The sequence below is a fragment of the Paenibacillus sp. FSL P4-0081 genome, assembly GCF_000758565.1.
GTDB lineage: Bacteria > Bacillota > Bacilli > Paenibacillales > Paenibacillaceae > Paenibacillus_AQ > Paenibacillus_AQ phytohabitans.
On record NZ_CP009280.1, the window covers coordinates 2,687,715 to 2,711,846 of the forward strand.

Genomic DNA, 24,132 nt, shown 5'->3' on the forward strand with positions numbered 1-24,132 from the left:
CATGGCATCAGGCCAGCCCTGAACCAAGGAGGGAAATCTATGAGCAGCTTAATCACAGGCCAAGTCTATTCCGGGTTTCAAGTCATGCATCAGGAGTATATCCGGGAAATCGAATCCTCGGTATATACGCTGGAGCATCAGCAGAGCGGCGCGCGGCTGCTATACGTACAGAATCAGGATGATAACAAGGTGTTCAGTGTCAGCTTTCGGACTCCGCCTGCAGACAGCACGGGAGTGTTCCATATTCTGGAGCATTCGGTCCTGTGCGGCTCGGATAAATATCCGGTAAAGGAACCGTTTGTAGAGCTGCTGAAAGGCTCAATGAAAACATTTCTGAACGCCTTTACCTTTGGCGACAAGACGATGTATCCGGTGGCCAGCCGGAATGAACAGGATTTTGCCAACTTGATGGAGGTTTATCTGGACAGCGTGTTCCAGCCGAACATTTACAGCCAGCGGGAGATTTTTGAGCAGGAGGGCTGGCATTACGAGCTGCCGCGCTCCGGGGATGAGCTGATCTATAAGGGTGTCGTCTACAATGAGATGAAGGGCTCTTATTCCTCACCCGTCACGGTGTTGATCGACCGGATCAAGAAGTCGCTCTACCCGGATACGGTATACCGGCATTCCTCCGGCGGAGACCCGGAACATATCCCTGCGCTGACCTATGAGCAGTTCCTGGAGGCGCACAGCCGTTATTACCACCCGTCCAACAGTTATTTCTATCTATATGGAGACTTGAATATCGAAGCGAGGCTGCAATTAATCCACGAGGAATATCTCAGCCGGTATAACCGCAAGGATATCGATACGGGGATTGCCCTGCAGCAGCCGACAGGAATAACCGGGCTTACGGCGGAGTATCCCATTCTGGAGACCGAAACCGCCGCTGACAAGACTTACGTGAGCCTGAACTATGTAATCGGAACCTCCCTGGACCGGGAGCTGAATCTGGCCTTTGCCATTCTGAAAAGCATGCTGGTGGACAGCAACGCCGCTCCGCTGAAACAGGCTTTGCTGGAGAGCGGACTCGGCAAGGATGTGGTTTCTTTTTACTCCGACAGTATGGTCCAGCCTATGCTTGGCATTGCCTTGACCCATTCTAATCCCTCCGCCAAGGAGGCCTTCGTGAATCTGGTCAGAACGACGTTAAGCCGCCTTGCCGCGGACGGCCTGGATGAGAAGCTGGTGCTGGCTGCGGTGAACAGCAAGGAATTTGAACTGCGCGAAGCAGACTTCAACCAGTACCCGAAGGGCCTGACCTATAATATGGAAGTGATGAAGGCCTGGCTGTATGACGGCTTGCCGTCCACGTATCTGGAGTATGAAGCTGCAATTGCGTCTATCCGCGAACAAAGTGCTAACCGGTATTTCGAGCGGCTGATCGAGACCTACCTGCTGAATAGCGATCACTGCAGCGTCGTTGTCCTGAAGCCTTCCCAGACCCTTGCGGCAGACAAGGAAGCGGCGGCCCGAAGCTTTTTGGCTGAATATAAAGCCTCGTTGACGCCGGTACAGCGCGAAGAGCTGGTGCTGAATACGGAGAAGCTGCTGGCCCGGCAGAACCGTCCGGATGCCGCGGAGGATCTGCAGAAACTTCCGAAGCTGTCCCTTCAGGACATTGACCGCAGCGCTCCGCCCGGGGTGCCCACTAAGGAGCATAGGCTGGATGGAATCAGAGTGTTGCATCATGAAGCGGTTGCGGGAACCATCGCCTATATTAAGCTGTATTGGGACACCCGGGTTCTGGCGGCAGAACAGATTCCTTATCTGGAACTGCTGGCGAGGGTACTGGGGCAACTGGAGACTGCGGCTTACAGCATTGAAGAGCTGACCAGTGAAATCGGGATCACAACCGGCGGCATCCGCTTTCAGAATGAGATATTTGGGGCCGGCACAGCTGGCGAAGGAAGCTACCAGCCCAAATTCAGCGCCCGCATCAAGGTCATGCAAGGCAACATCGGCGGTTCCCTGAAGCTGCTGCACGAGCTGCTCTACAATAGCAACTTGAATAATTTATCCAAGCTGCAGGAGATTGTCCGCCGGGAAGCCTCCGGCATGGAAGCAATGCTGAACCAGAAAGGCAATGAAATCGCAGCCGGCCGGGTGCTCTCTTATTTCACGGATAGAGGGATGTATGAGGAGCAGCTCGGCGGTATGGCCTATTACCGCTTCATCAAAGAGCTGGCCAGCCGGATTGACCAGCAGGCTGAACTGCTTGCTGACACTCTGAAGGAAATCTGCGGGCTTCTGTTCAATACGCAGAATGTAACACTGTCCGTAACCGGAACGCTGGATACGTATGCGGAATTCACTGCACACCTGGCGCAGCTGGATCTGCGGGACCAGCAGGTTCAGTTCTTGCCGCTGCTGTCTGCGCTGGACCAGGCGGGCAACGAAGGGTTCATGTCTGCCAGCCAGGTGCAGTATGTGGTCAAAGGGTATGACTTCACGAAGCTGGGGTTTGCTTATTCCGGCAAGCTGCAGGTGCTCAAAAGAATCCTCAGCCTGACCTACCTGTGGAATGCTGTCCGGGTCAAGGGCGGAGCTTATGGCGGCAATCTCGTTCTGCGCAGAGACGGTGTGCTCCTGTTTACTTCTTACCGTGATCCGAATTTGCAGGAGACGCTGGAGATTTATGACCGGGCATATCTGTTTGCCGGGGAATTTGCAGCAGATGAAGAGGAGATGACGAAGGCGATCATCGGTACGCTGGCGATGGTGGACCAGCCGCTGAGTCCCGGTGCACAAGGACGGCAGGCGGACCGGCATTATTTCGAGCAGATTACCGCTGCAGACCTGCAGCAGGAACGGAATGAAATTCTGTCAACAACCTCAGGGGATATCAGGCAATATGCCGGCCTGCTTCAGGCAGTGACGCAGCAGAATTACTTCTGTGTGGTCGGCAATGAGTCGAAGCTGAAATCGGTCCGCGATCTATTCGGCAGCCTGGAGGAACTGGTGAAGTAATTGGCGTATTCTTCTGCAGTCCCGGTTAACATAACCGGGACTGTTTTCAGGTTATAGAGTAGCGGTGATGTATCTCCAGAAGGCTATTACAGACCACCGGTTATGCCGGACTCGCCCTAGGTTAATCAGCAAGACAGCCCAAGGCGGCGGAGGACTCCGGTTTTTTGCCGCGCGGAAATTTAGTTTTTGAATATTTAACTATTTAGATTTAAAATATAAGGATTACTGACTATGCGTATGCTTTCGAAGCAAGTTTTGCTAAGGGGACTCCCATGGAGCAGATGCTAACATAACTTTTAGGAGGAACAACAAGTGGAACTTGGAATAAGCACCTTTGTCGAGACAACGCCTGATGTGAATACCGGTGAGACCCTGAGCCACGCGCAGCGGCTGCGTGAAGTGGTGGAGGAAATCGTGCTCGCGGATCAGGTGGGACTGGATGTATACGGCGTAGGTGAGCATCACCGGCCTGATTTTGCAGCTTCATCGCCTGCGGTTCTAATGGCTGCTGCTGCACCGCTGACGAACAGAATCCGTCTAACCAGTGCAGTCATGATTCTCTCGTCAGCTGATCCGGTGCGTGTATTTCAGGATTTCGCCACACTGGACGGGATTTCGAACGGCCGTGCCGAGATTATGGTAGGCCGTGGCTCATTTGTGGAGTCATTCCCGTTATTCGGCTATGATCTGAAGGATTATGAAGCACTGTTTGACGAGAAGCTCGATTTATTGCTGAAGCTCCGCGAGTCGGAGAAGGTGACCTGGAGCGGGAAGCACCGCCCAGCAATACATAATCTGGGGATTTACCCGCGTCCGGAGCAGAATCTCCTGCCTGTATGGATTGCGAGTGCCGGAAGTCCGGAGTCTGCGGTCCGTGCCGGCACACTGGGCTTGCCGTTTGCCCTGGCGATTATCGGCAATGTGAATCCTTCGGATTATGCCACGCATGTACGGCTGTACAAGGAAGCAGCGGCCAAGGCCGGTCATGATGTGTCACAGCTGCCGATTGCCTCGCACTCCCATGGCTTCATTGCGAAGAGCAATGAGCTGGCGCTAGAGAAGTTTTTCCCGTCCACTCACGCGAGGACGAATGTCCGGGCGGTGGAGAAGGGGCTGCCGCCTTATCACCGTGCGGATTATGAAGCGGCGAGCAGCTTTGACGGAGCGTTATATGTTGGCGATCCTTTGACGGTTGCCCGCAAAATCATCCACCTGTACCAGCACGTGGGGATCACGCGGTTCCTGCTGCATGTGCCGCATGGCTCCATGCCGCATGCGGAGGTCATGGAGGCGATCCGCCTCTTCGGAACTGAAGTAGCGCCACTTGTGCGGGCGGAAGCCGCTCGTTTGAAGAACGTATAGCTGCTGTTTCCGCGAGAAACTTCTCATTGATCGCAAAATCCTGCACAAAGTACAACATTTTCTTCACTAACCCGGCCATAATCGGAATATGTTGTATGAAATACAGCATTACTCCTCCATCAAGCGGTTTAGCGGGAGAATTCCTGTATTTCATACAACAATTCACCCGTAGCCCCAGGCATCGCAGGCTCAAAGTTGCAATCCTTACAACATTTTAGATTTATTCCGTTCCGATGGACCTTTAGCAATGGGGCGGTTACTGCTCTGGGATTGGTCTTATGTTTGGCTTATTTAACAAAGAGACCCCGGGACATTAGTCCCGGGGTCTTCGTCTGCTAATCAAGCAACTCTATAAATTGGGTGGGAAACTTAAGAGAAAAGGCGGAGCAGCGGAGGCTTCAAGTTATGGAAGCCTCGTAGATTGCAAGGGTGGACGCAGCAAGTATGCTATTAAATTCATCGTCACTCTGCTGATCGCTGAGGCCCTGGGACAAGGCGCGCGAGAAGCTGGCGATGAGTCCATGCTGGCGGGCCAGCTTCTCATTCGCTTCTGCCTGGGTATAGCCACCGGATAATGCCACGATGCGGACTACATGCGGATCTGCGGCGAGTTCGCTGTACAGATTATCTTCAGTTGGAAGAGACAGCTTCAGCATGACCTTGACGCCCTCTTCCAGAGCGGATAACTGGGCGGCCAGTTCGCGCTTCAGCAGCTGCTCGGACCCTGCTTTGTCCGGGCTGAGAATGTCTACCTCCGGTTCGATAATCGGAACCAGCCCGTAACCGGCGATTTGCCCCGCGACAGCAAACTGCTGTTCTACGACTTGCCGGATACCCTCCGCGTTAGCTTCATGGATTACTGAGCGCATCTTGGTGCCGAAGATATTCCTCTTGACTGCCCGTTCCAGCAGGTCATCAAGACCGGGAATGGGCTTCATGAGCTGAACCCCATTTTCCTGCGCGGCCAGTCCCTGATCGATTTTCAAAAAAGGCACGATGCCTTTCTGTTCCCATAAATAATCGGCGGTTAATTGTCCGTCTATGAAACGGTCCATCGTGTTCTCAAAAAGAATAGCGCCGAGGATATGCTCCGAATTAAATGCGGGACTCTGAATAATGCGTGTTCTCATCCCGTGGACCATCGCGTACATCTCTTCGTCACCGGAGTAGCGGTCTTCCTTAATGCCGTATTGCAGCAGCGCTTTGGGTGTGCTTCCCCCGCTCTGATCCAGAGCAGCTATAAAGCCCTTGCCTGTGTGAATTCTGTCCAATTGTTTCGTATTCATGGATATTTGTCCTTCCCTTCTACGAAATGAAATGGTGACTCCATCTGTTTAGTATAGCACTTTTGGTTGGGGACATACATTTGAGCCGGCAGAGCTTTCCATTTGAGTTGAGAGATATGGTATGTTACCTTGTTCAATAGGATGGTATGATAGGAAGCGGGGTGAAAATAATTATGACAAATGAAACAACCAATGAGACAGCCAGTGAGACAACTAATGAGGCAACAAACGGTGAAGCAGAAGCTGCCGAGAAGGTCATGACCGAAGAGAAATGGAACGAGCTGCTGAAGGCTGTTTTTCATAACGGCATTGTAGCTCTAAAAATGAGTTTCAGTGAAGTGGAAGGCCAGGTTCTGAATTTGGATACTTACGGCCCGGTGTTTGTGTATCGTGTCAAGGACAGTGCCAATGATGATTATTACTGCGGGTTCTTCCTTCGTGAGTTGGCCGGCAGATTCCAGTCCGGAAGCAGTCCGGAGATCTGGATGGCCTCCTTCTTCCACGAATTGATGAAGACCAAGGGAGGCAACTCCTTGCCTAAACCTCTTCCGAATGAAGAGGAAGCCAAGGCCGTTGTTGATAATGTGCTGGTTCCCATGTGCATCGCCGCTGTCCGTGAAGAGTTCGCACCGGAGCAGGTCCATGCAGGCCTCGCCTTTAACCCGGAGCACGGCCCGGTCTTTGAAGCAGGATTCCCTGCAATCACTGACGGGAACAACGTATGCGCGATCCCGCTTCATCTGTTGCTGACGCATTTGCAGCTGAACCGCGATCCTTCGGAGCTGCTGCTGCAGGGCTTGTACAAAATCCGTGAAGAGCACGGAATGGAGTAGAAATACAGGTAATAGCAAAAGATAAGTACAGGCCGCTCCTCTATGGAAGCGGTCTTTTGCTGCGAAATTAAGAGTGTATAGGTTACACACAGTCACTTCTCCTTCTGTTTCTGCCGGGTTCGCTGAATTGTCAAAATTACAGTTCTTACCGGGAGTAAAAACGATATATATGGGGTGTAGCGGATGAAGACGTTCTCAAATGCCATTTTCGAAACCGGTTGGGTTAGGTTTCAACTGCACGAACGTACGCGTGCATTGAAATAGGATGGGCAACCTTGAATAGCAAAGAGGAGGACAACGATGTTGAGAAGAGGAAAAGTCTTAAGTTTGTTTCTGCTGTTCACGCTTTTGATCGCACTGGTGCCTACGGGGAATTCCAGCGCAGCTTCAACCTGGAATCTGGCCTGGGGCGATGAGTTCGACGGCTCTTCCCTGAACACCGCCAACTGGACTGCCGAGACCGGCACCGGCAGCGGCGGCTGGGGAAACAATGAATTGCAATATTATACGAACCGGGCACAGAATCTGCAGGTTACCGGCGGCAACCTTGTAATTACAGCGCAGAAGGAATCCTATGGCGGCATGAATTATACCTCAGCACGGATCAAGACGCAGGGCCTCAAGAATTTCACCTACGGCAAAATAGAAGCCAGAATCAAGCTGCCTTCAGGTCAGGGATTATGGCCTGCATTCTGGATGCTGGGCTCCAATATCACCACGGCCGGCTGGCCGGCCTCCGGGGAAACGGATATTATGGAACGGGTGAATAATAACGCCTTCGTCAACGGTACAGTGCATTGGGATGCAGGCGGGCATGCCGAATATGGGCAGGTGTCCGGAAGTCTGGATTTCTCCCAGTATCATGTGTACAGCGTGGAGTGGGATTCGAAATATATCAAGTGGTTCGTGGACGGCAACCAGTTCAATCAATTCTATATTGAGAACGGAACAGGCAATACAGAGGAATTCCAGAAACCGTTCTTCCTGCTGCTGAACCTTGCGGTAGGCGGCAATTGGCCGGGCGCACCGAACAGTGCTACCAGCTTCCCGGCACAAATGCTGGTTGACTATGTGCGTGTGTATCAGGAAGGCGCTCCATCGAGCGGCATTGTCAGCGGCGGAGTATACACATTAATGTCCAAAGTAAGCGGCAAAGTGCTGGATGTGAAGGATGTCTCCACGGCAGACGGGGCCAAAGTGCACCAGTGGACTAATTATACTGCCAGCAACCAGCAGTTCAGAGTGGAGAGCACAGGGGATGGCTTCTACAAGCTTACTGCGATGCATAGCGGCAAGGTGCTGGATGTTCCGAATGCCTCTACTTCGAGCGGAGTCCAGCTGCAGCAGGCCAATGACAATGGCAGCAATGCCCAGCGCTGGAGCATCATCGATGTAGGCGGCGGCTACTACAAGCTTATATCCAAAGCGAGCGGGCTGGCTATGGATGTCTCCTCGTCCTCTACAGCGGATGGTGCGGCAGTGCAGCAATGGACCGACAACGGAACAGATGCCCAGAAGTGGCTGCTCACCAAGATTAACTAGGGTAGCCTGGCTATAACTCTAAGGCTTATACCATCTTCCCGCTCATCAGACCGGGATGCGAATGGAGATTATTTACAGGGGTACGAAAGACCGCGGAAGCTGCGGTCTTTCGTGCTTGTATATGCTTGTACGTGCTTGTACTAGAATAATATTATTCAAAGCGGATATTCTTGCTGAAGCGGACTAAGTTCCGGCTTGATCCAGCTCCAGCCGGCAGAATAGTCATACCACAAATATTCATTGATGTGATAATGTCTATTGTAAGCGTTATTATACGGTGGGATAAATGGAATATTGGAGGCGATTTATGCAAAGCCGCGGAAATGCCGGGTCTAAGCTAATGGGGCTAACGATGCTAATCATGCTAATATGCTGCATGTCGCTTGTGAGTTGTTCTTCCGGTACAGATTCAGCGGCCGTCCAGACAGCTTCCCCGGAAGCGTCCCCAGCCGCAGCCGAAGGGACTGCGTCAGCAGCACCGCTGCAGACCCCCGGAATTCAAAATTTAACATTCCACAGTGAGGCGCTGGATCAGAAGATGCGGCTCAGTATTTACCTGCCCGTAGGGTACAGCACGGAGCAGCATTACCCGGTCCTCTATCTCATCCACGGCTATGGCGGCAAAGAAACGGATATGATCGCTGGCCTCGGGCTGCATCTGAATGCAGAAAGGCTGGCCCAAGCCGGTCAGATCCATCCGCTCATTATCGTCTCCCCGCAGATGGATAACAGCTATGGGCTGAATTCTTCTCCTACCTATGCAGTGAACGATCCGGGTGATCCCCTGACGACCTATAACGGGATGTATGAAGATTATCTGGTGAAGGATGTTGTGAATTATGTGGATTCGCATTTCAGCACGATAGCTGAGCGGGATTCGCGCTATATTGGCGGTATTTCAATGGGCGGCTTTGTCAGCCTGCATGCCGCGCTGCTGCACAGCGATGTCTACAGCAGGGCAGGCGGGCATAGTCCGGCGCTGTTTCTGGATGACTGGTCTTCGGTGGGCGGTGAATACGGCCTGATCCGATTCCTGTATCCGACAGAAGCGGAGCGGCAGGAGCGTGATCCGCTTATTTTGGCGAAGGATAGGGATTTAAGGGGTCTGGCAGTATACCTGGATTGCGGGGAAGAGGACAGCTACCGGTTCTATGAAGGTGCAGAGCAATTATATACACTGCTTAAGGATAAGGGCGTGCCGGTTGAATATCACTTAAGAGCAGGGAAACATGACGGGGAGTATTGGAGAGCCCACTTGGATGAGTATTTGATTTTTTATGCCGGAAGGACTAACTGACGATGATGCTTACGTATTATAAATTGAATTTTGAAAAGCTATGTGCTACATATAACTTGGGGTCACTGCGCACTGAGCCGGAGCAAATCTTCGGCGGGTTCCTGCACCGGATGTACCGGATGACCACGGATCAGGCAGAGTACGCAGTGAAAGCGCTGAATCCGCAGATTATGCTGCGGGAATCGGTGATGAATAACCTGACAGCCGCCGAGAAGGCCGCGGAGCTCGCAAGCAGACATGGAATCAATGCTCTCCCGGCTCTGCTGCATGAGGGGAGCTGTATGCATGAAGTGGACGGGCAGTATTATCTGCTGTTTCCATGGATTCAAGGCCGCTCTATATCTGCAGGCAACGCGGGGCTGGAGCACTGCAGCACTATGGGGGAAGCTCTCGCGGCTATACATGCCACAGACTTCTCTCCGCTCCATAATGAGCTCCATAGGGATAGCACAGCGGAACAATTGCAGACCGATTGGAAAGGGTATGCCGTACAAGGTCAAGTGATGGATCTTCCATGGTCCGCTTCCCTTATGGATGCTCTGGACAAGCTCTACCGCTATGAGGAATTGGTGAATGCTGCTATGCCGATCCTTAATGGCAACAGGATTATCAGCCACCGGGATCTGGACCCGAAGAATGTGCTATGGGATCATGACGGCCGGCCCGTTATTATTGACTGGGAGGCTGCGGGCTGGATCAACCCGGCGCAGGAGCTGGTTGAAGTGGCACTCTATTGGTCAGACTTTGAGAGTGGTCACATCCGCAAGGAGGCCTTCTGTACGCTGATTCAGGCTTACCGTAATCATGGGGGAGAGACGCGTGACCCCTGGCCGGAGGTGCTAAGCAGCGGTTACCACGGGAAGCTAGGCTGGCTGGATTACAGCATCCGGCGGTCGCTGGGGCTGGAAGGCCCGGATGAAGCGGAGCGGGAGCTTGGGACAAGCCAGGTGCTGCCTACGCTGCAGGCGCTGAAGGATTATGAAGCGTTCATTCCGCTTTGCCTGCAATGGCTTACGAACTTAAGTATGAACTAGAAGGAGTTGGGCCCCGATGGAAAAGAATAAAGTCACCTATGAATCTGTCGATCAATATATTTCCGCCTATGCACCAGAGGTCCAGGAGATTCTCCAGACCTTGCGCAAGGTCATCCGGGAGGCAGCGCCTGAGGCAGAAGAGAAGATCAGCTATCAGATGCCGACCTTCTTCCTGCATAAGAATCTGGTGCATTTCGCCGCATTCAAGAATCACATTGGATTCTATCCGGCACCGCAGGGAATTGAAGCGTTCAAAGAGGAACTTGCGAAATATAAAGGGGCCAAAGGCTCTGTGCAATTTCCGATTCATGAGCCGCTTCCGTATGAACTCATTACGAGGATCGTTAAATTCAGAGTGGAAGAAAATCAGCAGCAGGCAGCGGGTAAGGCACAGAAGAAGAAATAAGTGGTTTCAGGCAGAACGGGAGGCTGAACAAAACATATGATGAGGGTAATGGCAAGAGCATGCCTGAAGGATTCAGGCGAAGCGGGCAAGGATTATTTGCGGTCCGGCGGCGAAGCGGCAAGGCTGATCCGGGAGGGCCGCCTGATGACGGCTGCGGGATTCTGCTGGAATCACAATGTGTTCCTCTACTATGAATGTATGGAGGAAGCGATCCTGCCGGAAGAACTGCTGCCGCAGGCGGCGCAGTATCTGGCCGACTGGCCGGGAGAAGCTCAGCCCCGCCAATGGATTCCGCTGATCGATGTGTTTCACTTCAATGCGCCAGCGGATGCTGCGCACTGGCGGCGCAAGACCAAGCCTGAGCAGATGGTCGGAAGAGTGGCGCATCTGAAGCCGGAGAGGGTAGCGAGCTATGTCTATTACCACTATCAGCTGCAGGAGGAACAGGCTTTCCATGGACCGAAATACGAGGTGATCGGAATACATGAGAACCTCCTGTTCGGCTATCAGGAGTTCCCGGCAGTGGTGGAGGTACCCGTACTGCTTGGGAAGCTGGCTACATCCGGAACTCCGGAAGTGTGGGCGGACTCGCGGATGGATCTGCATTTCCAGCCATGGCCGGACGGCCATCTCTACTTCAAGCCGGTGGAGACTCTGTTTGCCCTGCAGGAGCCGCCGCTGGAATAGAGCTGTTATACATAGATTACATCCAAAAAGCACTCCGACGCTGGTACTGGCCGGGAGTGCTTTTTGGGGTTTGGGGTATAGCTTGGCTACCTGTTTCCCGAATAAATTATAAGCCTGCAAGCCATGCGGCCAATTCTTCAGTCTGGCTAAGAATAGCTATCGGGTCCCAGTAACCGGAACGTTCGCTTGTCCATAAGAACACATGATTATTCTTGACTGCGGGAAGTGCTCCCCAGATCGGGTCCGCCTGAAGTTCATCCAGCGTTTCAGAATCGGAGGTCAGAATAATATAATCTCCCGCATACTTGGGCAGGACCTCCGCAGAGAATGAAGCCCAGCCGGGATCGGCCATTTCCGCTGCAATCTCCGCAGGCGGCTTGAACCCGAATCCGTTGTATATCGGGTGGCCGCCTTTGCCGAAAGAGGTTCCGACGGCCATCAGGCTATTGTCGCCCGATTCAATAACGGAGAAGGTGCTGTCGGCAGGTATGACTTGGAGCACCTTTTCTTTGGCTCTGGCGGTATAGGGTGGAAGGCACTTTATAGGAGAGCGGGGATTCACCAGCCCTGATTGTGACCCGGCGGATATCTATGACCTTGCAATTCGCCTGATTCCATAGAGTGATTAGATCGTTGATGTCCAAACGCAGCCTCGCCTTCCCCTTGTCCTTAAGGACTTTTGAGAGTAAGCATAACATCTTCAGTGAAGTAAGCAAACCACTCAAGACAACGGAGCCACTGATAAACAATCCTATTCTATAAAACTGAAAAATGGGGGAGCACATTTTCCCGGAATGCAAAACGAGCCTTGGAAGTGATTCCAGAGGCTCGTTATTAGAATCTTTTATTTAAGTTAATTGTTCAGTGGCTTTGTTGCCATAGGAGATTCCCTGCTTACAGCGCCTTATCATCAATGCTGTTCAGCCAGCTCTCAATATCCCCGATGACGGAGCTGACGCAGCCGTCCTCGAACGGTGAGATCAGTCCGGCGAGCTCTACCAGCTTCGTGAAGGACTGGCTTCCTCCAGCCTTGCAGAGGCGCAGATAATCCGACCATGCGGATTTGAAATCCTCATTCGAGCGTTTCCAGAACTGGAAGGCGCAGAGCTGGGCCAGCGTATAGTCAATATAGTAGAACGGGGAACGGTAGATGTGCGCCTGTTTTTGCCAGAAGCCGCCCTGCTCCAGATAGACGTTGCCGTCATAATCACGGTGGGGCAGATATTTCTGCTCGATTTCCCGCCAGGCCTGCTTACGTTCAGCCGGAGTCGCCTCCGGGTGCTCATAGACAAAATGCTGGAACTCATCAACAGAGACACCATAAGGAATAAACAACAGACTCTCTGCCAGGTGGTTGAAGCGGTATTTGTCCGCATCCTGTTCGAAGAACTGGTCCATCCACGGCCAAGCGAAGAATTCCATACTCATCGAGTGGATTTCTGCGGCTTCAAAGGTTGGGAAAGCATATTCCGGAACACCGGAGTTGCGGCTGGAATACACCTGGAAGGCGTGCCCCACTTCATGGGTCAGCACATCAATATCCGCTGAGGTTCCGTTGAAGTTGGAGAAAATAAACGGTGCCTGATAGTCGCTGAAGTAGGTACAGTAACCGCCGAATTGCTTGCCCTTCTTGCTGACCAGATCCATCAGCCCGTTGTCCAGCATGAAGGTGAAGAACTCATCGGTTTCCGGTGACAGCTCCTTGTACATCTTCGCTCCGTTTGCCACAATCCAGTCAGCATCGCCCTTGGGTGTAGCATTCCCGGAATTGAAGCTAATGCCCTCATCGTAAAATTTCAATTCATCCAGACCCAGACGCTCATTCTGGCGCTGCTTCAGCTTCGTTGCAAGAGGAACGATATTCTCAAGCACCTGCTTGCGGAAATTAGCAACCATCCCGGCATTGTAATCCGTACGCATCATCCGTTCATACCCCAGCTCCACAAAGCTGCTGTATCCAAGCTTGGCAGCTATGCTGGCCCGTACCTTGACGAGCTCATCATAAATCCGGTCGAGTTCCGGTTCATGCTCTGACATGAAGGCATATCTGGCTTCAAAAGCTCCCTGGCGCACAGAACGGTCAGTCGATGAATCATAAGGGATCAGCTGGGCCAGGGTACGCTCTTCACCGTCAAATCTAATTTTGGCTGAGGCGATCAATTGGGCGTATTCGGAGGACAGCTTGTTCTCAAGCTGTAAGTCTCCGATAACTTCAGGGCTGAAGGTACGCAAGGAAATTTCGGCCAAGCTTAGCAGCTGCGTTCCCCATTCCTGTTCAAATTCGGCTCTGTACCTGGAATTTACAAGTGCTCTGTAATAATCCGTTATGTACTCCTGGACCACCGGACCGATCTCGTCCATGTAATCCTGTTCAGCCTTGTAGAACTCATCCTCGGTATTAATCGAGTGGCGGACGCTGACCAGTGTCTCCATCGTACCAAATTTGCTGCGGAGCTCATTCATGGCGGCAACCGCAGCCTTCTGCTCCTCCAGACTGCCATTCTCCAGGCCTTTCAGCAAGGTTGTGAAATCGGTCTTAAATTGCTCCACATCCGGACGTTCATAACGGTATTCTGAGAATTTCATTGGATTATCAGCACCCTTTCTTTACCATATAAACCCCATTATATAATCGACTCCCGCAAAAAACCAACTTTTAGACAGTAAAGTTTAATTATATTTAATTTCTCAAGGCGAAAGGACAGTGAAACTTCCACGTTGTGTTACGGATAGTATTATTTTAGAATAGTAATGATCTGCATCCATAAAATGTAACTGTTACGGCGGCGCTCAGCGCTGCCCTGGGAGGTGAAGGACCATGTTTAGAATGAACCACTATGTGAACGGCACGCTCCATGCAAAGCCTGTGGAATAACTAAGGCGAAAGCTTGGCATGGAGCGGATAGTATTCGCCTGAAGTAACAGATAGGTACAGTTATTCATACAGGCTTTGCCCTTAAAAGATCAATTTTATTTTAAGGAGCGGGCCAAAGATGAAATGTGTAAATGCAGCAACGTTATTGCCAGATCACCTGCTGAAGGAAATTCAGCAATATATTCATGGGGAAGCCTTGTATATCCCCACCCGTCCGAGCAGCCGCAGAAAATGGGGCGAAAGCTCCGGTGCAGCCGGTTACTATAAGATCCGGAACGGGGAGATACGCAAATGCTTCCGTGAAGGCGCGGACATGAGCCAGTTGTGTGAGCAATATGGATTATCCATAGACAGCATCCGAAAAATCGTATATTCCAAGAACCCGCAGAGCTGATCTGCGGGTTCTTGCTGTGAGATAAAACAATTCTAGAAGAGCTTGGTATATAATGTCCTCTGCCTGTTCCGTAGAATGAAGGCATGACAGAGCCTCTGGAGGACGAAATGACTAAGAGAACAGGGAGAGCAGAATATAGAGCCTATACTCCGCAAGATATGATGAAGGTGCGGGGGTATATTTCGCGGGTCTACTCCAGGCTGAAACGGCTGAACAGCTGGTCCATTGCCCGCTGGGAGTTTGAAATATTCTTTATTCACAAGAGAGCGGGCATGTTGCCCGGCTGGGAGCAGCATATAGGACTGTGGGAAGATGAGGCGGGTGAGCTGGCCGCCGTTGTCTGCCGTGACGGAGACTACTATTTTCAGCTGGATACGCTGGAGCCGCAGGAGGAGTTGCTGAGCGAAATGTTCGGTTTCATAGAAAAGAGTTCCAGTCCGGACAGCCCTAAGCTGGCTATTCCAAAATTCATGCCCGCGCTGGAAGCGATGGCGCGCAGCCGGGGATATAAGCTGCTGCGCAATGAAAGTGATAATATCATTTCGGTCGCGCTGGATCAGGAATTCCGGGCAGACCTTCCCTATGGCTTCACCCTTTGCTGCGGGGATGAAGTCAGTGACCGTGCGAAGGCGCAGGGGCATATTATGGCTTTTGACTATGCAGGCACGAAGAAAGCGGAGCAGACGCTGCAGCATTATGGCGGACTTCGTGAAGCACCGGGGTACCTTCCCGGGCTGGATCTGTCGCTGGTGAACGCTGCGGGAGAGGTCGTGGCCTTCTGCAATATTTTTGTGGATGAAGCGAATAGGATCGGCATGCTCGAACCGGTTGGAACACATGTGAATTACAGAAGACAGGGGCTGGGCAGAGCCGTGATATATGAAGGCCTGAACCGTCTGCGGACGCTGGGCATGGTCAAAGCGTATACGGGGCCTATGCAGCCCTTTTACCGGAGGATTGGCTTTGCGCTGGAGGAAGAGATGACCATCTGGGAGAAACAACGCGGGTGAAAATGCGGGAATGAAATTGCAGGAATGAAATTAGGGAGAATAGTGTGGACTCTCTCCTGGGGAGACTTTTGCAGCCCAGGCTCAATTGTAGGATAACCTTTGATAAGACGGGATTTGAAACAGTCAAGATGTTCAGCGGGGCAGGGACGGGTATCTGGCGCCACTTAGCGGTTGTAGCCGAGCTGAAAATCATATATAGAGAGTACAGTAGTTGAATTTGTACAGTGGCCGAAAGCCGCCGAAAGCCGCGGAGAGTCGCGGACTGAGATTCCGTTATTTTGGATTTATGGACGGTTTTGGGTTGTTCGCGGACTGAATGCCATCCAGTGCGAGTAGACAATGCCGTCTGCACAGGTCTTTGAATCTTCTGACATCCTGGCATGAGGGCCGAAGCCCTGGATCTCGATTCCGCCTTTTGCTCCACCGGGCATATACGCCAGATCCAAATAGCGGTAGCCGTTATTGAAATCCCGGACCTCCCATTCCGGAAAGAGATGATTGAAATTTCCGATAGCGGGAAACCAGACAGTGCGCAGAAATTCTCTGGTTCCGTGCCCTAGGCCTTTTTGGAGCAGCTCCAAGCGTATTGCACCTGTCTCCGCATGAATCTGTTCCTGCAGCCATTCTTCATAAAATCTCGACATTGCCGTATCTCCCCTTGCGAATAGTTTGTCCCCTGAGTTTGAGCTGAGCTGATCCGATCCGAAAAACAAGAAAAGCCGCCGCAATACAACGTATCCGGTAGGCTAGCTCCAGACAAACGTTCTATTGCGGCGGCGTGTGCTTCACGACCTATAATGGTTATTATACCTCCCCATATTCAGGCCAGAAAGCGACTTGGATCATACTTGATCTTCCAATGATGTGATAAGGTGGGAAATCAGGACTTGGTAAAATACTAAGGAGGATTCAAGATTGAAGAAACACAGAAGCAAGCGGAGAACCGCTTTGCGGATATTGATGATTGGCCTGCTGCTAATCGTCCTGCTAATTGGAGTGGGATTCGTCTTTCCGACATGGACTCCAGGTATTAAAGGAAGCAACAGTATAAGTACTCTGCAGCAGATTAAGATTAACGGCGCCAGGCAGGAAGTGATGATACGGGGGAAGGACCGGAGCAATCCGCTGGTGATTTTTGTACATGGCGGGCCAGGGGTCCCGGAGACTCCGTATGTAAGGAAATATCAGAATCTGCTGGAGCAGAATTTCACGGTTGTCCAGTATGATCAGAGGGGCAGCGGGAAGTCCTATCATTTCTCCGAGGATTATTCGAATTTGACTTCAGAGTTATTGGTTGAGGACTTATTGGCCCTCACTGAATATCTTGAGCGGGAGTTTGACCAGAAGAAAGTGCTGCTGATCGGCCACTCCTACGGTACATACATAGCAACACAGGCGGTAAGCAAGGCGCCGGACAAGTTCAGTGCCTATATCGGGATTGGCCAGACGGCCAATTGGGTTAACAGCGAGCTGGAAAGTCTGCAATTCATGATCGATCAGGCGAGGCTTGCCGGCAATAACGCAGAGGCGGAGGAATTGGAGCACTTGAGGGAACCGGTTAGAACAGGAGACGCGATCAGTCCCCGTGACAAAATCAGCAAATACGGCGGTTCAGTAAGACAGATTGACGACATCACCGATCTTTTCAAAGGTTTACTGTTCGGAACGGAGTATAATTTGCTGGACGCCGTCCGCTTTTTCAAGGGGAATTCGATCTCGGAGCTTAAACTGCAGCCAGAATTGTCAGAGCATGATATGACGGAGCTGGTGGATCACATGGATATACCCGTTTATTTTGTCATGGGGAAATTTGATCTGATGACCTCGGTGAGCGAGGCGCGCAAATACCTGGATGAGCTGGAGGCGCCGTATAAGGAGTTCGTGGTGTTCGACGAGTCGGCACATTATCCGCAGTTTGAAGAGAAAGAGAAGTTTGCACAGTGGCTGAACGAGACATGGGCTAAATTACCGCAATAGCGTACGTTCTCTGGGCGGTACATTAGCAATTGCAGCGGAAGCCGAGATTGAACGGCGCACTATCCTAATCCAAAGGACGGTGCTGCCGTTTCTTTTTTGTATATAGTATCCTGACCTGCAGAAATTGCAGCTTGAAGCCGCTGTAGCGCAGCTTGCGCAAAGGCCATTGTATAAGTTTTTTAGCAAAAATATACTGTAACTGTAAGGAGAAGCGCAGGAGGCGATGGGCGATGAAAATTACAATTGAGAACGTTCCAGAGGGCGGTGAGCCTGAAATTATTCTAAGGTGCAACGACCCGGATGAATCTTTGCTCAGGTTAATCTACTCCGTGAACTCCAGCTCCAGAAAGCTGATCGGGATGACCGAGTTGCAGCTGCATATCATTAGTCCAAGGGATGTGTATTACTTCGAGGCGGTGGATCATAAGGTGTTCATTTATTGCCACGAGAAGGTGTATGAATCCCGGCTGAAGCTGTATGAGCTGGAGATGGATTACGAGCACGGCGACTTTTTCAGAGCATCCAAATCGACCATCCTGAATATTGCCAAAATCAAATCACTGAGTCCGGTACTCTATGGAAGATACGAAGCGCTGCTGCAGAACGGTGAAAAGGTCTATATCTCCAGACAATATGTCCCTGTGCTTAAACAAAAATTAGGGTTGTAGCGGATGATTCGTGCTGGAAGAAATGAGCTGCTTAATATTCGGGAGGGAATATCATGATTACAACCGGTAAATATATATCTTTTTTCGTGAAAGATCTGTTAACGGCCTGCGGATTTTTGACGGTACTTGCGGCGGTTGTGCTGGCTCTGAGTTCTACGGAGACGATCAACGGCTCGCTGTTTATGCAGCTGTTCCTGGGGGCCTTGGCATTTACCTGCTTCCGCTATGCACTGGTGAATACCTATGAGGTTGATAAAAAAGTACAGACAATCAGCTTCTACATTTGTTTTATCCTCGCCGATGTTTTTGTGATTCTATGGCTGTGGCTGTTCGCTACAGGTCCCCGGCTGCTCGATAACGGAGTACTGGTGCCGTTCGTCATCGTAATTCTCGTAGTCAAAACCATGGTTTACACAATGATGCACATTGACGGTAAAAGGGAAGCCAAGCAGCTGAACCAGAAGCTGGAGGAGTATAAGAAGGACGGGGATAAATAAGCAGTAAGAAGTTAGCAGATAGCCTCCACACGTGCAGCCTTATAAACGAATATTCGAAAGCCGCCTTGGTGCCGGATCTGCCAGGGAGGCTTTTTATTTGGTTTATTGTATTTAGAGAACACAAAAATCCTGTTACCATTCTGCAAATTAAGCGTAACTAAGACGGTGTTATACATAATCTTCCATGGAGCTGATATCATGCTGCTTAACAGATCATCACTGATAGAGATGATGAATGGTACGGGTGAGCCAGAAGTCCGGCTTGAGAAATCACTTAATTTGTACCTGGAGCGGTTCGGTCAGCTTGAGCCGCAGATCCGCGCTTTTGTTCCTGAAGCGGACGCTGAACAACGGCTTAACCGGGAAAAAGCGCTGCTGCTGCATACTTACAGCGAAGCTGACAGCAAACTGCCTTTATTCGGCATTCCTGTGGCGGTTAAGGACTTGCTGCATGTGGAGGGACTGCCTACCCGGGCCGGTTCGCAGCTACCCGCGGATCTGCTGACCGGACCAGAGGGCTCTTTGGTCCTAAGACTCCGCTTACTCGGCGCGTTGATTGCCGGGAAGACAGTTACCGAGGAATTTGCCTATAACGGGCCTATTGCAACGCGTAATCCGCATAACACCGCGCATACTCCCGGCGGGTCAAGTGCAGGCTCAGCCGCTGCGGTTGCTGCGGGAATCTGCCCGCTGGCGGTCGGTACCCAGACACTGCGCTCAGTCATCGCTCCTGCATCCTTCTGCGGCGTGGTCGGATTCAAGCCGAGCTATGGCCGGGTTCCGCTGGACGGGGTGCTGCTGCTCTCGCCTTCTTTTGACACCATCGGCTTCTTCACTCAAGATTTGCCTGGTATGGAGGTCGCCGCAGCTCTGCTTGTACCGGATTGGGAAGCCATTCCCGCTATATCTGACCGCAAGCCGGTCCTCGGCGTTCCTGCCGGGGTGTACATGGAGTTAATGAGTCCGGAAGTAAAAGCTGTCTTCATCGCTCAGATAGGGATACTCGAACAGCTGGGCTACCAAGTCTGCCACGTGGATATGCCCTGGAAGGATGAATTCATCTATGGAGATGCCATGATTCGGTTTATCGAGGGAGAACTGGCGCGGGAGCATGAGCATTGGTTCGCGGAGCATAGGGAGGAATACGGACTTCCAGTTCAGGAAGCTATCGTTAGAGGCAGGCAGATTCCAGATGAGGAGCTGGAGCAGTACCGGGGACAGCAGATGATTCTGCGGCGTGATCTGAAGGAACTTATGGTTCAGGAGGGCATCGACCTGTGGGTGTCGCCAGCCCAAGGAGGCACGGCACCCAAGGTAGAGGAGAATAATACAGGCTGGGCAGGAATGCCTGCCATCTGGGGATTCGCCGGATCGCCGTCAATCAGTCTGCCGGCTGCAATGATCGGGAGTATGCCGCTCGGCTTCCAGTGCATCGGCACCCATGGAGAGGACGAGACACTGTTAGCTTGGGCGCGGGAGCTCTGGCCTCACTTATGCACAAGCGCATAAGCCTCCAGCAATTTCTCCACAGGGATATCATTAATCCGCAGGCTGGATATTTCACATTGCGAGATATTTACTCCGGACAGATCACAGCCGGTGAACTGGCTTCCTGACAGATCGCAGCGCTCGAACAGAGCGGGCTTACCAGAGGCTCCCAGACTCGTATCATGAAAATGCACACCATCCAATGCAGCCAGCGCAATTTCGCTGCCGCTTAATCTGGAGTCGGCAATCAGTATGCCGGTCAGATTAAGATTCGTGAATTTCGCACCGCTCAGGTTGCAGTCCGTAAACAGGCTACCGTATAGATTGCTGTTATTGAAGCTGGCCGTCGCAAGATTCATGTTGTAGAAATCAGCCTTATCCATTGCACAGTTCTCAAACTCCGCTCCGGAGAGCCGCTGATCTTCAAACCGGATTCCCTGCTCCTCTGGAGCTGGCAGGGATCCGGTTATTTTCATATAGCCGTATTCATCCGGGGATTCGTAGATTCGCATATACCCGGATTTTTCATAGAAATAGTGGTTGCTTAGCTGTTTGCTTGAGGTTTCCAGCTTCCATGTACGCATTGCAGGATACTGCTCTTCAAGGAAGGAGAGAATCTTCGAACCATAACCCCGGCCTTGATAGGAATGATCGATGTATATTTTGTCAACCCGGGCATGTCTGCCTACTATATGTACGTTTGCACCACCAATGATCTGCGAGCCGTCTTCAATTACATAATAATCAGTTTCTCTTATGGCATACCTGTGTTGCTCAATTGAATCATAACCCGGCGGGCGGAGATTGTTGTCCTGCAGCGCTTCCCCCGGCAGCCAGCGCTGCATTTCCCGGTCAAATGTTCTTTTCATAACCGCAGCCAGTTGTTCGGCATCTTCGGCCATAGCTTTGCGAATATTAATCATAGACCCTCACTCCAGTTGGCTAATAGAATTATCTACAATTATAACGAAGCCTGCAGCGGAATGCCGGACAGAAATTGCGGATGTTAAATACATACTCAGGAGGGACCTATGGAAATAAGAAAAGCTGTTGTAGCTGATGCGGCGGTCATTTTGGAGAATAGGCTTGTTTTTATTGAGGAGGTTACGCATGCCGTATTGCCGGCAAATTTCAAGGAAGAGACTTATGCTTATATTCAGGAGAATCTCGCCAATGGGAGGCTGGTTTGTTATATCGCTACTGAGCAGGACAGAATCATCTCCATTGCAGTCATGAGCACCTATGAAGTTCTGCCCACAGTCAGCAACCCCTCCGGTAAAAAAGGATATCTCTATAATGTGCATACTGCTGCAGCGTTCAGGAGACAAGGCTTGTTTACCCGTGTGCTCCATACACTAATTGAAGAGGCTGAACGCCTCGGTATAGCTGAAATATTCCTCGATTACACCGCAGACGGGAGAATGCTGTACGAGAAATTAGGGTTTAAGCATTTGGAGAAAGAAATGGTTCTGAAAATACGTTAACGGATGAAATAATTGAGTGAAAGGATTGAACCGTCTGGAGGCTTGGACCAGAGATGACCTGTGGGTGTTGTTGTATAAGTTAAAATCCTGCACGAAATACAACATTTCCGCTAGAATATCGACCCAAATCCCAAATTGTTGTATAAAATACAGTATTTTCTTTCCGCCAAGCTGATTAACGGGGAGATTCTTGTATTTCGTACAACAATTCTTATAAACTCTCAGGTAACTCTGCATTCGAGTTGTAATCCGTACAACATTTAGCAAACACCCGTTTGACCGCGGGCCATTCATTGTTGATTTGAGATAAAAAATGCCCTTAAGCAAAAAGGAAGCGGGCTGCTCCCGTTACGCTAAAGGGCTGCTTCCGTAAGCTAAAGGGCTGCTTCCGTAAGCTTAAGGACTGCTTCCGTTACGCTAAAAGGCTGCTTCCGTTATGCTAAAGGGCTGCTTCCGTTATGCTAAAGGGCTGCTCCCGTTACGCTAAAGGGCTGCTCCCGTTATACTTGCCGCCAGGCTTAGAGGCGCAGCGCTTCAGGAAGCGAACATCGATCTCGCCGCTGCCAGCAGTATTGGGCTTTAGGCCAAGGGAGAAGGCGTTCCGCTTCAGCAAGGACTTCACCTGGCCGGGCGTCAGGCAAGGGCGGAGCTGCAGCAGCTGCGCCGCTGCACCGGACACGATCGGCGTGGAGATGCTGGTGCCGGATAGCTTGAAATACTTCCTGCCAACCTTGTTTCCCGGCAGCTCGCGGACCAGCTGGGAGCCGGGTGCACGCAGGGAGATCACCGAATCGCCGGGGGCAACAAGATCAGGCTTCACCTTACCGCCGGGAGCCGGTCCTCGGCTGGAGTAGACGGCGATACGGTCGTCCTTTTGCGTCACCGTCCGGCGGTCATTCACGGCTCCGACGGTGATGGCGGAGGGACTGATTCCGGGCGACTCAACCGTTCTGCGCCCGGGTCCGCTGTTGCCGGCTGCGATGACTACTGTGAGTCCGGCTTTGACGGCTTTTTCGACGGCCTGGACGAGAATATCGTCTTTAGCTGACGGATTTACCGGTCCGCCAAAGGACATGGACAGGATGCGCAGCTTCAGCTTTTTGCGCCGGGCAATGCACCATTCAATGGCTTTAATGATGGTGGAGTCATAACCGTCTCCGTTTTTGTCCAGCACCTTAATTCCGACGATCCCTGCTTCAGGTGCCGGCCCTCTGTATTTACCTTTGCTGGACCAGCCGTTCCCTGCGGCATCGCCGGTAATATGTGTGCCATGCCCGTTATCGTCATACGGACACTTCCGGTGATTGATATAATCCTTGAAGGCAATAATCCGGTTCACAGGCCGGGTCAGATCGGGATGCGGATACACACCGGTATCGAGCACGGCGATATTGATGCCTTTGCCGGTAAGCCCTCTTGAACGCTGCACGGCAGTGGCACCAATGGACGGGGTAGCGATATTTAAGGTGGTTTTTTTGATGCCATCGAGATAGACCTTATGGACCCCGTTCCAGCAGCATACCTGCTCCAGACATTTCAGCGTAATATGTGAGGCAACTGCACGGTGCAGGGGCAACAGATGTTTAACCGGAAAAGCGTGTGTCCCCAGATGCTTCTGCAGAGCCTTCATTCTGGCTGGAGTCAGCGGATGCTTGAACTGTATAATGACCGGAATGGCAGCCGGTTTCACGGTAGATGTATAGGATTTGCGGATCTTTTGCTTCAGCGGACGGTTAAGCTTGGCGGCATGATGCTGAACCCATAACTTATCAGTCATTAATGTGATCACCTCTATGGAAGCATAGTATGCGGCCGGGTGATCAGTGGGTACGAATCTATTAATATAGGACAGTGCTACATTTCTATGAATACCAGGCAATAACGCGTGTCGGCCGGTTCTTCAGTTGCATTTACTACTGTATCCCAGCAGAAAGTGGTGAAGCAATTGAAAGAATCAGAGAAGAAAGCACTAATGGCAAAACGTCTCCTTATGGCCAAAAAAGCAAAAGCATCGGCGGTAGTAAGACCCAAGAGACGGCGGATCAAACAGGTTCTCACCAATTTCATCGTGCTCGCAGTAAATAACAACAATGTTCCTTATGAAACGCAAGGCTGGACGGCTACGTTGACCAGAAGCTCAGGCACGGTTACCACCGCACAGTTCGATGAATTCGGTGTAGCCCAATTTAACACAATCAGCACTCTGACAACTATCAGCTACACCCTTAGAATTATTGATGCGGATAATGTTCAGCGTACTCAGAAATTCGTCCCTGCCAACCGTGAGTTCTTTGTAGCCCGTTTCTAAAAGGCCGGCGCGTC

21 protein-coding genes and 1 pseudogene are annotated in these 24,132 nt (G+C 51.4%); 16 read left to right on the forward strand and 6 right to left on the reverse strand.

The window, feature by feature from the left end:
- Positions 1 to 39: 39 nt before the first annotated feature.
- Together P40081_RS11300 and P40081_RS11305 are read left to right on the forward strand one after the other, a co-directional pair.
- The gene (locus P40081_RS11300) at positions 40 to 2,970 is read left to right on the forward strand and encodes an insulinase family protein (RefSeq protein WP_042135490.1); all 2,931 of its coding nucleotides are present in this window, start codon (positions 40 to 42) and stop codon (positions 2,968 to 2,970) included.
- A gap of 312 nt (positions 2,971 to 3,282) precedes the next feature.
- Positions 3,283 to 4,332 (forward strand): Atu2307/SP_0267 family LLM class monooxygenase, encoded by a 1,050-nt coding sequence (locus P40081_RS11305; protein WP_042135491.1) that lies wholly within the window; start codon positions 3,283 to 3,285, stop codon positions 4,330 to 4,332.
- Between the two features lie 398 nt (positions 4,333 to 4,730).
- Here P40081_RS11305 and P40081_RS11310 read toward each other — a convergent pair whose 3' ends face one another.
- Positions 4,731 to 5,618, reverse strand: coding sequence for a fructose bisphosphate aldolase (locus P40081_RS11310; RefSeq protein ID WP_042135492.1), 888 nt, complete (start codon positions 5,616 to 5,618; stop codon positions 4,731 to 4,733).
- A 173-nt stretch (positions 5,619 to 5,791) separates the two neighbouring features.
- Between P40081_RS11310 and P40081_RS11315 the strand changes: the two genes are divergently transcribed.
- The 6 genes from P40081_RS11315 to P40081_RS11340 all read left to right on the forward strand — a co-directional run bounded on the left by P40081_RS11315 (position 5,792) and on the right by P40081_RS11340 (position 11,417).
- A complete protein-coding gene (locus tag P40081_RS11315; protein WP_042140967.1) occupies positions 5,792 to 6,451 on the forward strand; it encodes a hypothetical protein in 660 nt (219 codons plus the stop codon).
- Positions 6,452 to 6,751: 300 nt separating this feature from the next.
- Positions 6,752 to 7,993: an RICIN domain-containing protein gene (locus P40081_RS11320; RefSeq protein ID WP_042135493.1), complete on the forward strand. Its 1,242-nt coding sequence runs from the start codon at positions 6,752 to 6,754 to the stop codon at positions 7,991 to 7,993.
- A 307-nt stretch (positions 7,994 to 8,300) separates the two neighbouring features.
- Positions 8,301 to 9,290 (forward strand): alpha/beta hydrolase, encoded by a 990-nt coding sequence (locus P40081_RS11325; RefSeq protein WP_052421768.1) that lies wholly within the window; start codon positions 8,301 to 8,303, stop codon positions 9,288 to 9,290.
- 56 nt (positions 9,291 to 9,346) lie between these two features.
- Entirely contained in the window at positions 9,347 to 10,324 is a 978-nt protein-coding gene (locus P40081_RS11330; protein ID WP_179093429.1) for a phosphotransferase enzyme family protein, read from the forward strand.
- Between the two features lie 16 nt (positions 10,325 to 10,340).
- Positions 10,341 to 10,730 carry an iron chaperone gene (locus P40081_RS11335; protein WP_042135495.1) on the forward strand — a complete coding sequence of 130 codons (390 nt, stop codon included), beginning with the start codon at positions 10,341 to 10,343 and terminating at the stop codon, positions 10,728 to 10,730.
- Between the two features lie 36 nt (positions 10,731 to 10,766).
- Positions 10,767 to 11,417: a hypothetical protein gene (locus P40081_RS11340; protein WP_052421769.1), complete on the forward strand. Its 651-nt coding sequence runs from the start codon at positions 10,767 to 10,769 to the stop codon at positions 11,415 to 11,417.
- Positions 11,418 to 11,523: 106 nt separating this feature from the next.
- On the opposite strand, the gene P40081_RS11345 is transcribed toward P40081_RS11340, so the two are convergent.
- Both P40081_RS11345 and P40081_RS11350 read right to left on the reverse strand, forming a co-directional pair.
- On the reverse strand, positions 11,524 to 11,979 hold the full coding sequence (locus P40081_RS11345) for an ABC transporter substrate-binding protein (protein WP_269323249.1): 456 nt from the start codon (positions 11,977 to 11,979) through the stop codon (positions 11,524 to 11,526).
- 332 nt (positions 11,980 to 12,311) lie between these two features.
- Positions 12,312 to 14,003, reverse strand: coding sequence for a M3 family oligoendopeptidase (locus P40081_RS11350; RefSeq protein ID WP_042135496.1), 1,692 nt, complete (start codon positions 14,001 to 14,003; stop codon positions 12,312 to 12,314).
- A 407-nt stretch (positions 14,004 to 14,410) separates the two neighbouring features.
- Here P40081_RS11350 and P40081_RS11355 point away from each other — a divergent pair, with 407 nt between their 5' ends.
- On the forward strand, positions 14,411 to 14,686 hold the full coding sequence (locus P40081_RS11355) for a CD3324 family protein (protein WP_039305165.1): 276 nt from the start codon (positions 14,411 to 14,413) through the stop codon (positions 14,684 to 14,686).
- Between the two features lie 107 nt (positions 14,687 to 14,793).
- A complete protein-coding gene (locus tag P40081_RS11360) occupies positions 14,794 to 15,696 on the forward strand; it encodes a GNAT family N-acetyltransferase (RefSeq protein ID WP_042135498.1) in 903 nt (300 codons plus the stop codon).
- Between the two features lie 318 nt (positions 15,697 to 16,014).
- Here P40081_RS11360 and P40081_RS11365 read toward each other — a convergent pair.
- Positions 16,015 to 16,340 (reverse strand): annotated as a pseudogene (locus P40081_RS11365) (transcriptional regulator); the annotation flags it as partial.
- A 316-nt stretch (positions 16,341 to 16,656) separates the two neighbouring features.
- On the opposite strand from P40081_RS11365, the gene P40081_RS11370 reads away from it, so the two are divergent.
- The 4 genes from P40081_RS11370 to P40081_RS11385 all read left to right on the forward strand — a co-directional run bounded on the left by P40081_RS11370 (position 16,657) and on the right by P40081_RS11385 (position 20,347).
- A complete protein-coding gene (locus P40081_RS11370) occupies positions 16,657 to 17,673 on the forward strand; it encodes an alpha/beta fold hydrolase (RefSeq protein WP_042140972.1) in 1,017 nt (338 codons plus the stop codon).
- A 230-nt stretch (positions 17,674 to 17,903) separates the two neighbouring features.
- The gene (locus P40081_RS11375; RefSeq protein WP_042135500.1) at positions 17,904 to 18,341 is read left to right on the forward strand and encodes a LytTR family DNA-binding domain-containing protein; all 438 of its coding nucleotides are present in this window, start codon (positions 17,904 to 17,906) and stop codon (positions 18,339 to 18,341) included.
- Between the two features lie 53 nt (positions 18,342 to 18,394).
- Positions 18,395 to 18,838 (forward strand): hypothetical protein, encoded by a 444-nt coding sequence (locus P40081_RS11380; protein ID WP_042135502.1) that lies wholly within the window; start codon positions 18,395 to 18,397, stop codon positions 18,836 to 18,838.
- 198 nt (positions 18,839 to 19,036) lie between these two features.
- A complete protein-coding gene (locus P40081_RS11385; protein WP_052421771.1) occupies positions 19,037 to 20,347 on the forward strand; it encodes an amidase in 1,311 nt (436 codons plus the stop codon).
- Here the strand turns inward: P40081_RS11385 and P40081_RS11390 are convergent.
- On the reverse strand, positions 20,326 to 21,249 hold the full coding sequence (locus P40081_RS11390) for a GNAT family N-acetyltransferase (protein ID WP_042135504.1): 924 nt from the start codon (positions 21,247 to 21,249) through the stop codon (positions 20,326 to 20,328). The two genes, P40081_RS11385 and P40081_RS11390, sit on opposite strands and share 22 nt — an antisense overlap.
- Before the next feature lie 108 nt (positions 21,250 to 21,357).
- Here P40081_RS11390 and P40081_RS11395 point away from each other — a divergent pair, with 108 nt between their 5' ends.
- The gene (locus P40081_RS11395) at positions 21,358 to 21,810 is read left to right on the forward strand and encodes a GNAT family N-acetyltransferase (RefSeq protein WP_052421772.1); all 453 of its coding nucleotides are present in this window, start codon (positions 21,358 to 21,360) and stop codon (positions 21,808 to 21,810) included.
- Between the two features lie 478 nt (positions 21,811 to 22,288).
- Here the strand turns inward: P40081_RS11395 and P40081_RS11400 are convergent, their stop codons facing one another.
- Positions 22,289 to 23,587, reverse strand: coding sequence for a S8 family peptidase (locus P40081_RS11400; protein WP_042135506.1), 1,299 nt, complete (start codon positions 23,585 to 23,587; stop codon positions 22,289 to 22,291).
- A gap of 195 nt (positions 23,588 to 23,782) precedes the next feature.
- On the opposite strand from P40081_RS11400, the gene P40081_RS11405 reads away from it, so the two are divergent.
- Positions 23,783 to 24,118: a hypothetical protein gene (locus P40081_RS11405; RefSeq protein WP_052421773.1), complete on the forward strand. Its 336-nt coding sequence runs from the start codon at positions 23,783 to 23,785 to the stop codon at positions 24,116 to 24,118.
- The last annotated feature ends 14 nt before the right edge of the window (positions 24,119 to 24,132 follow it).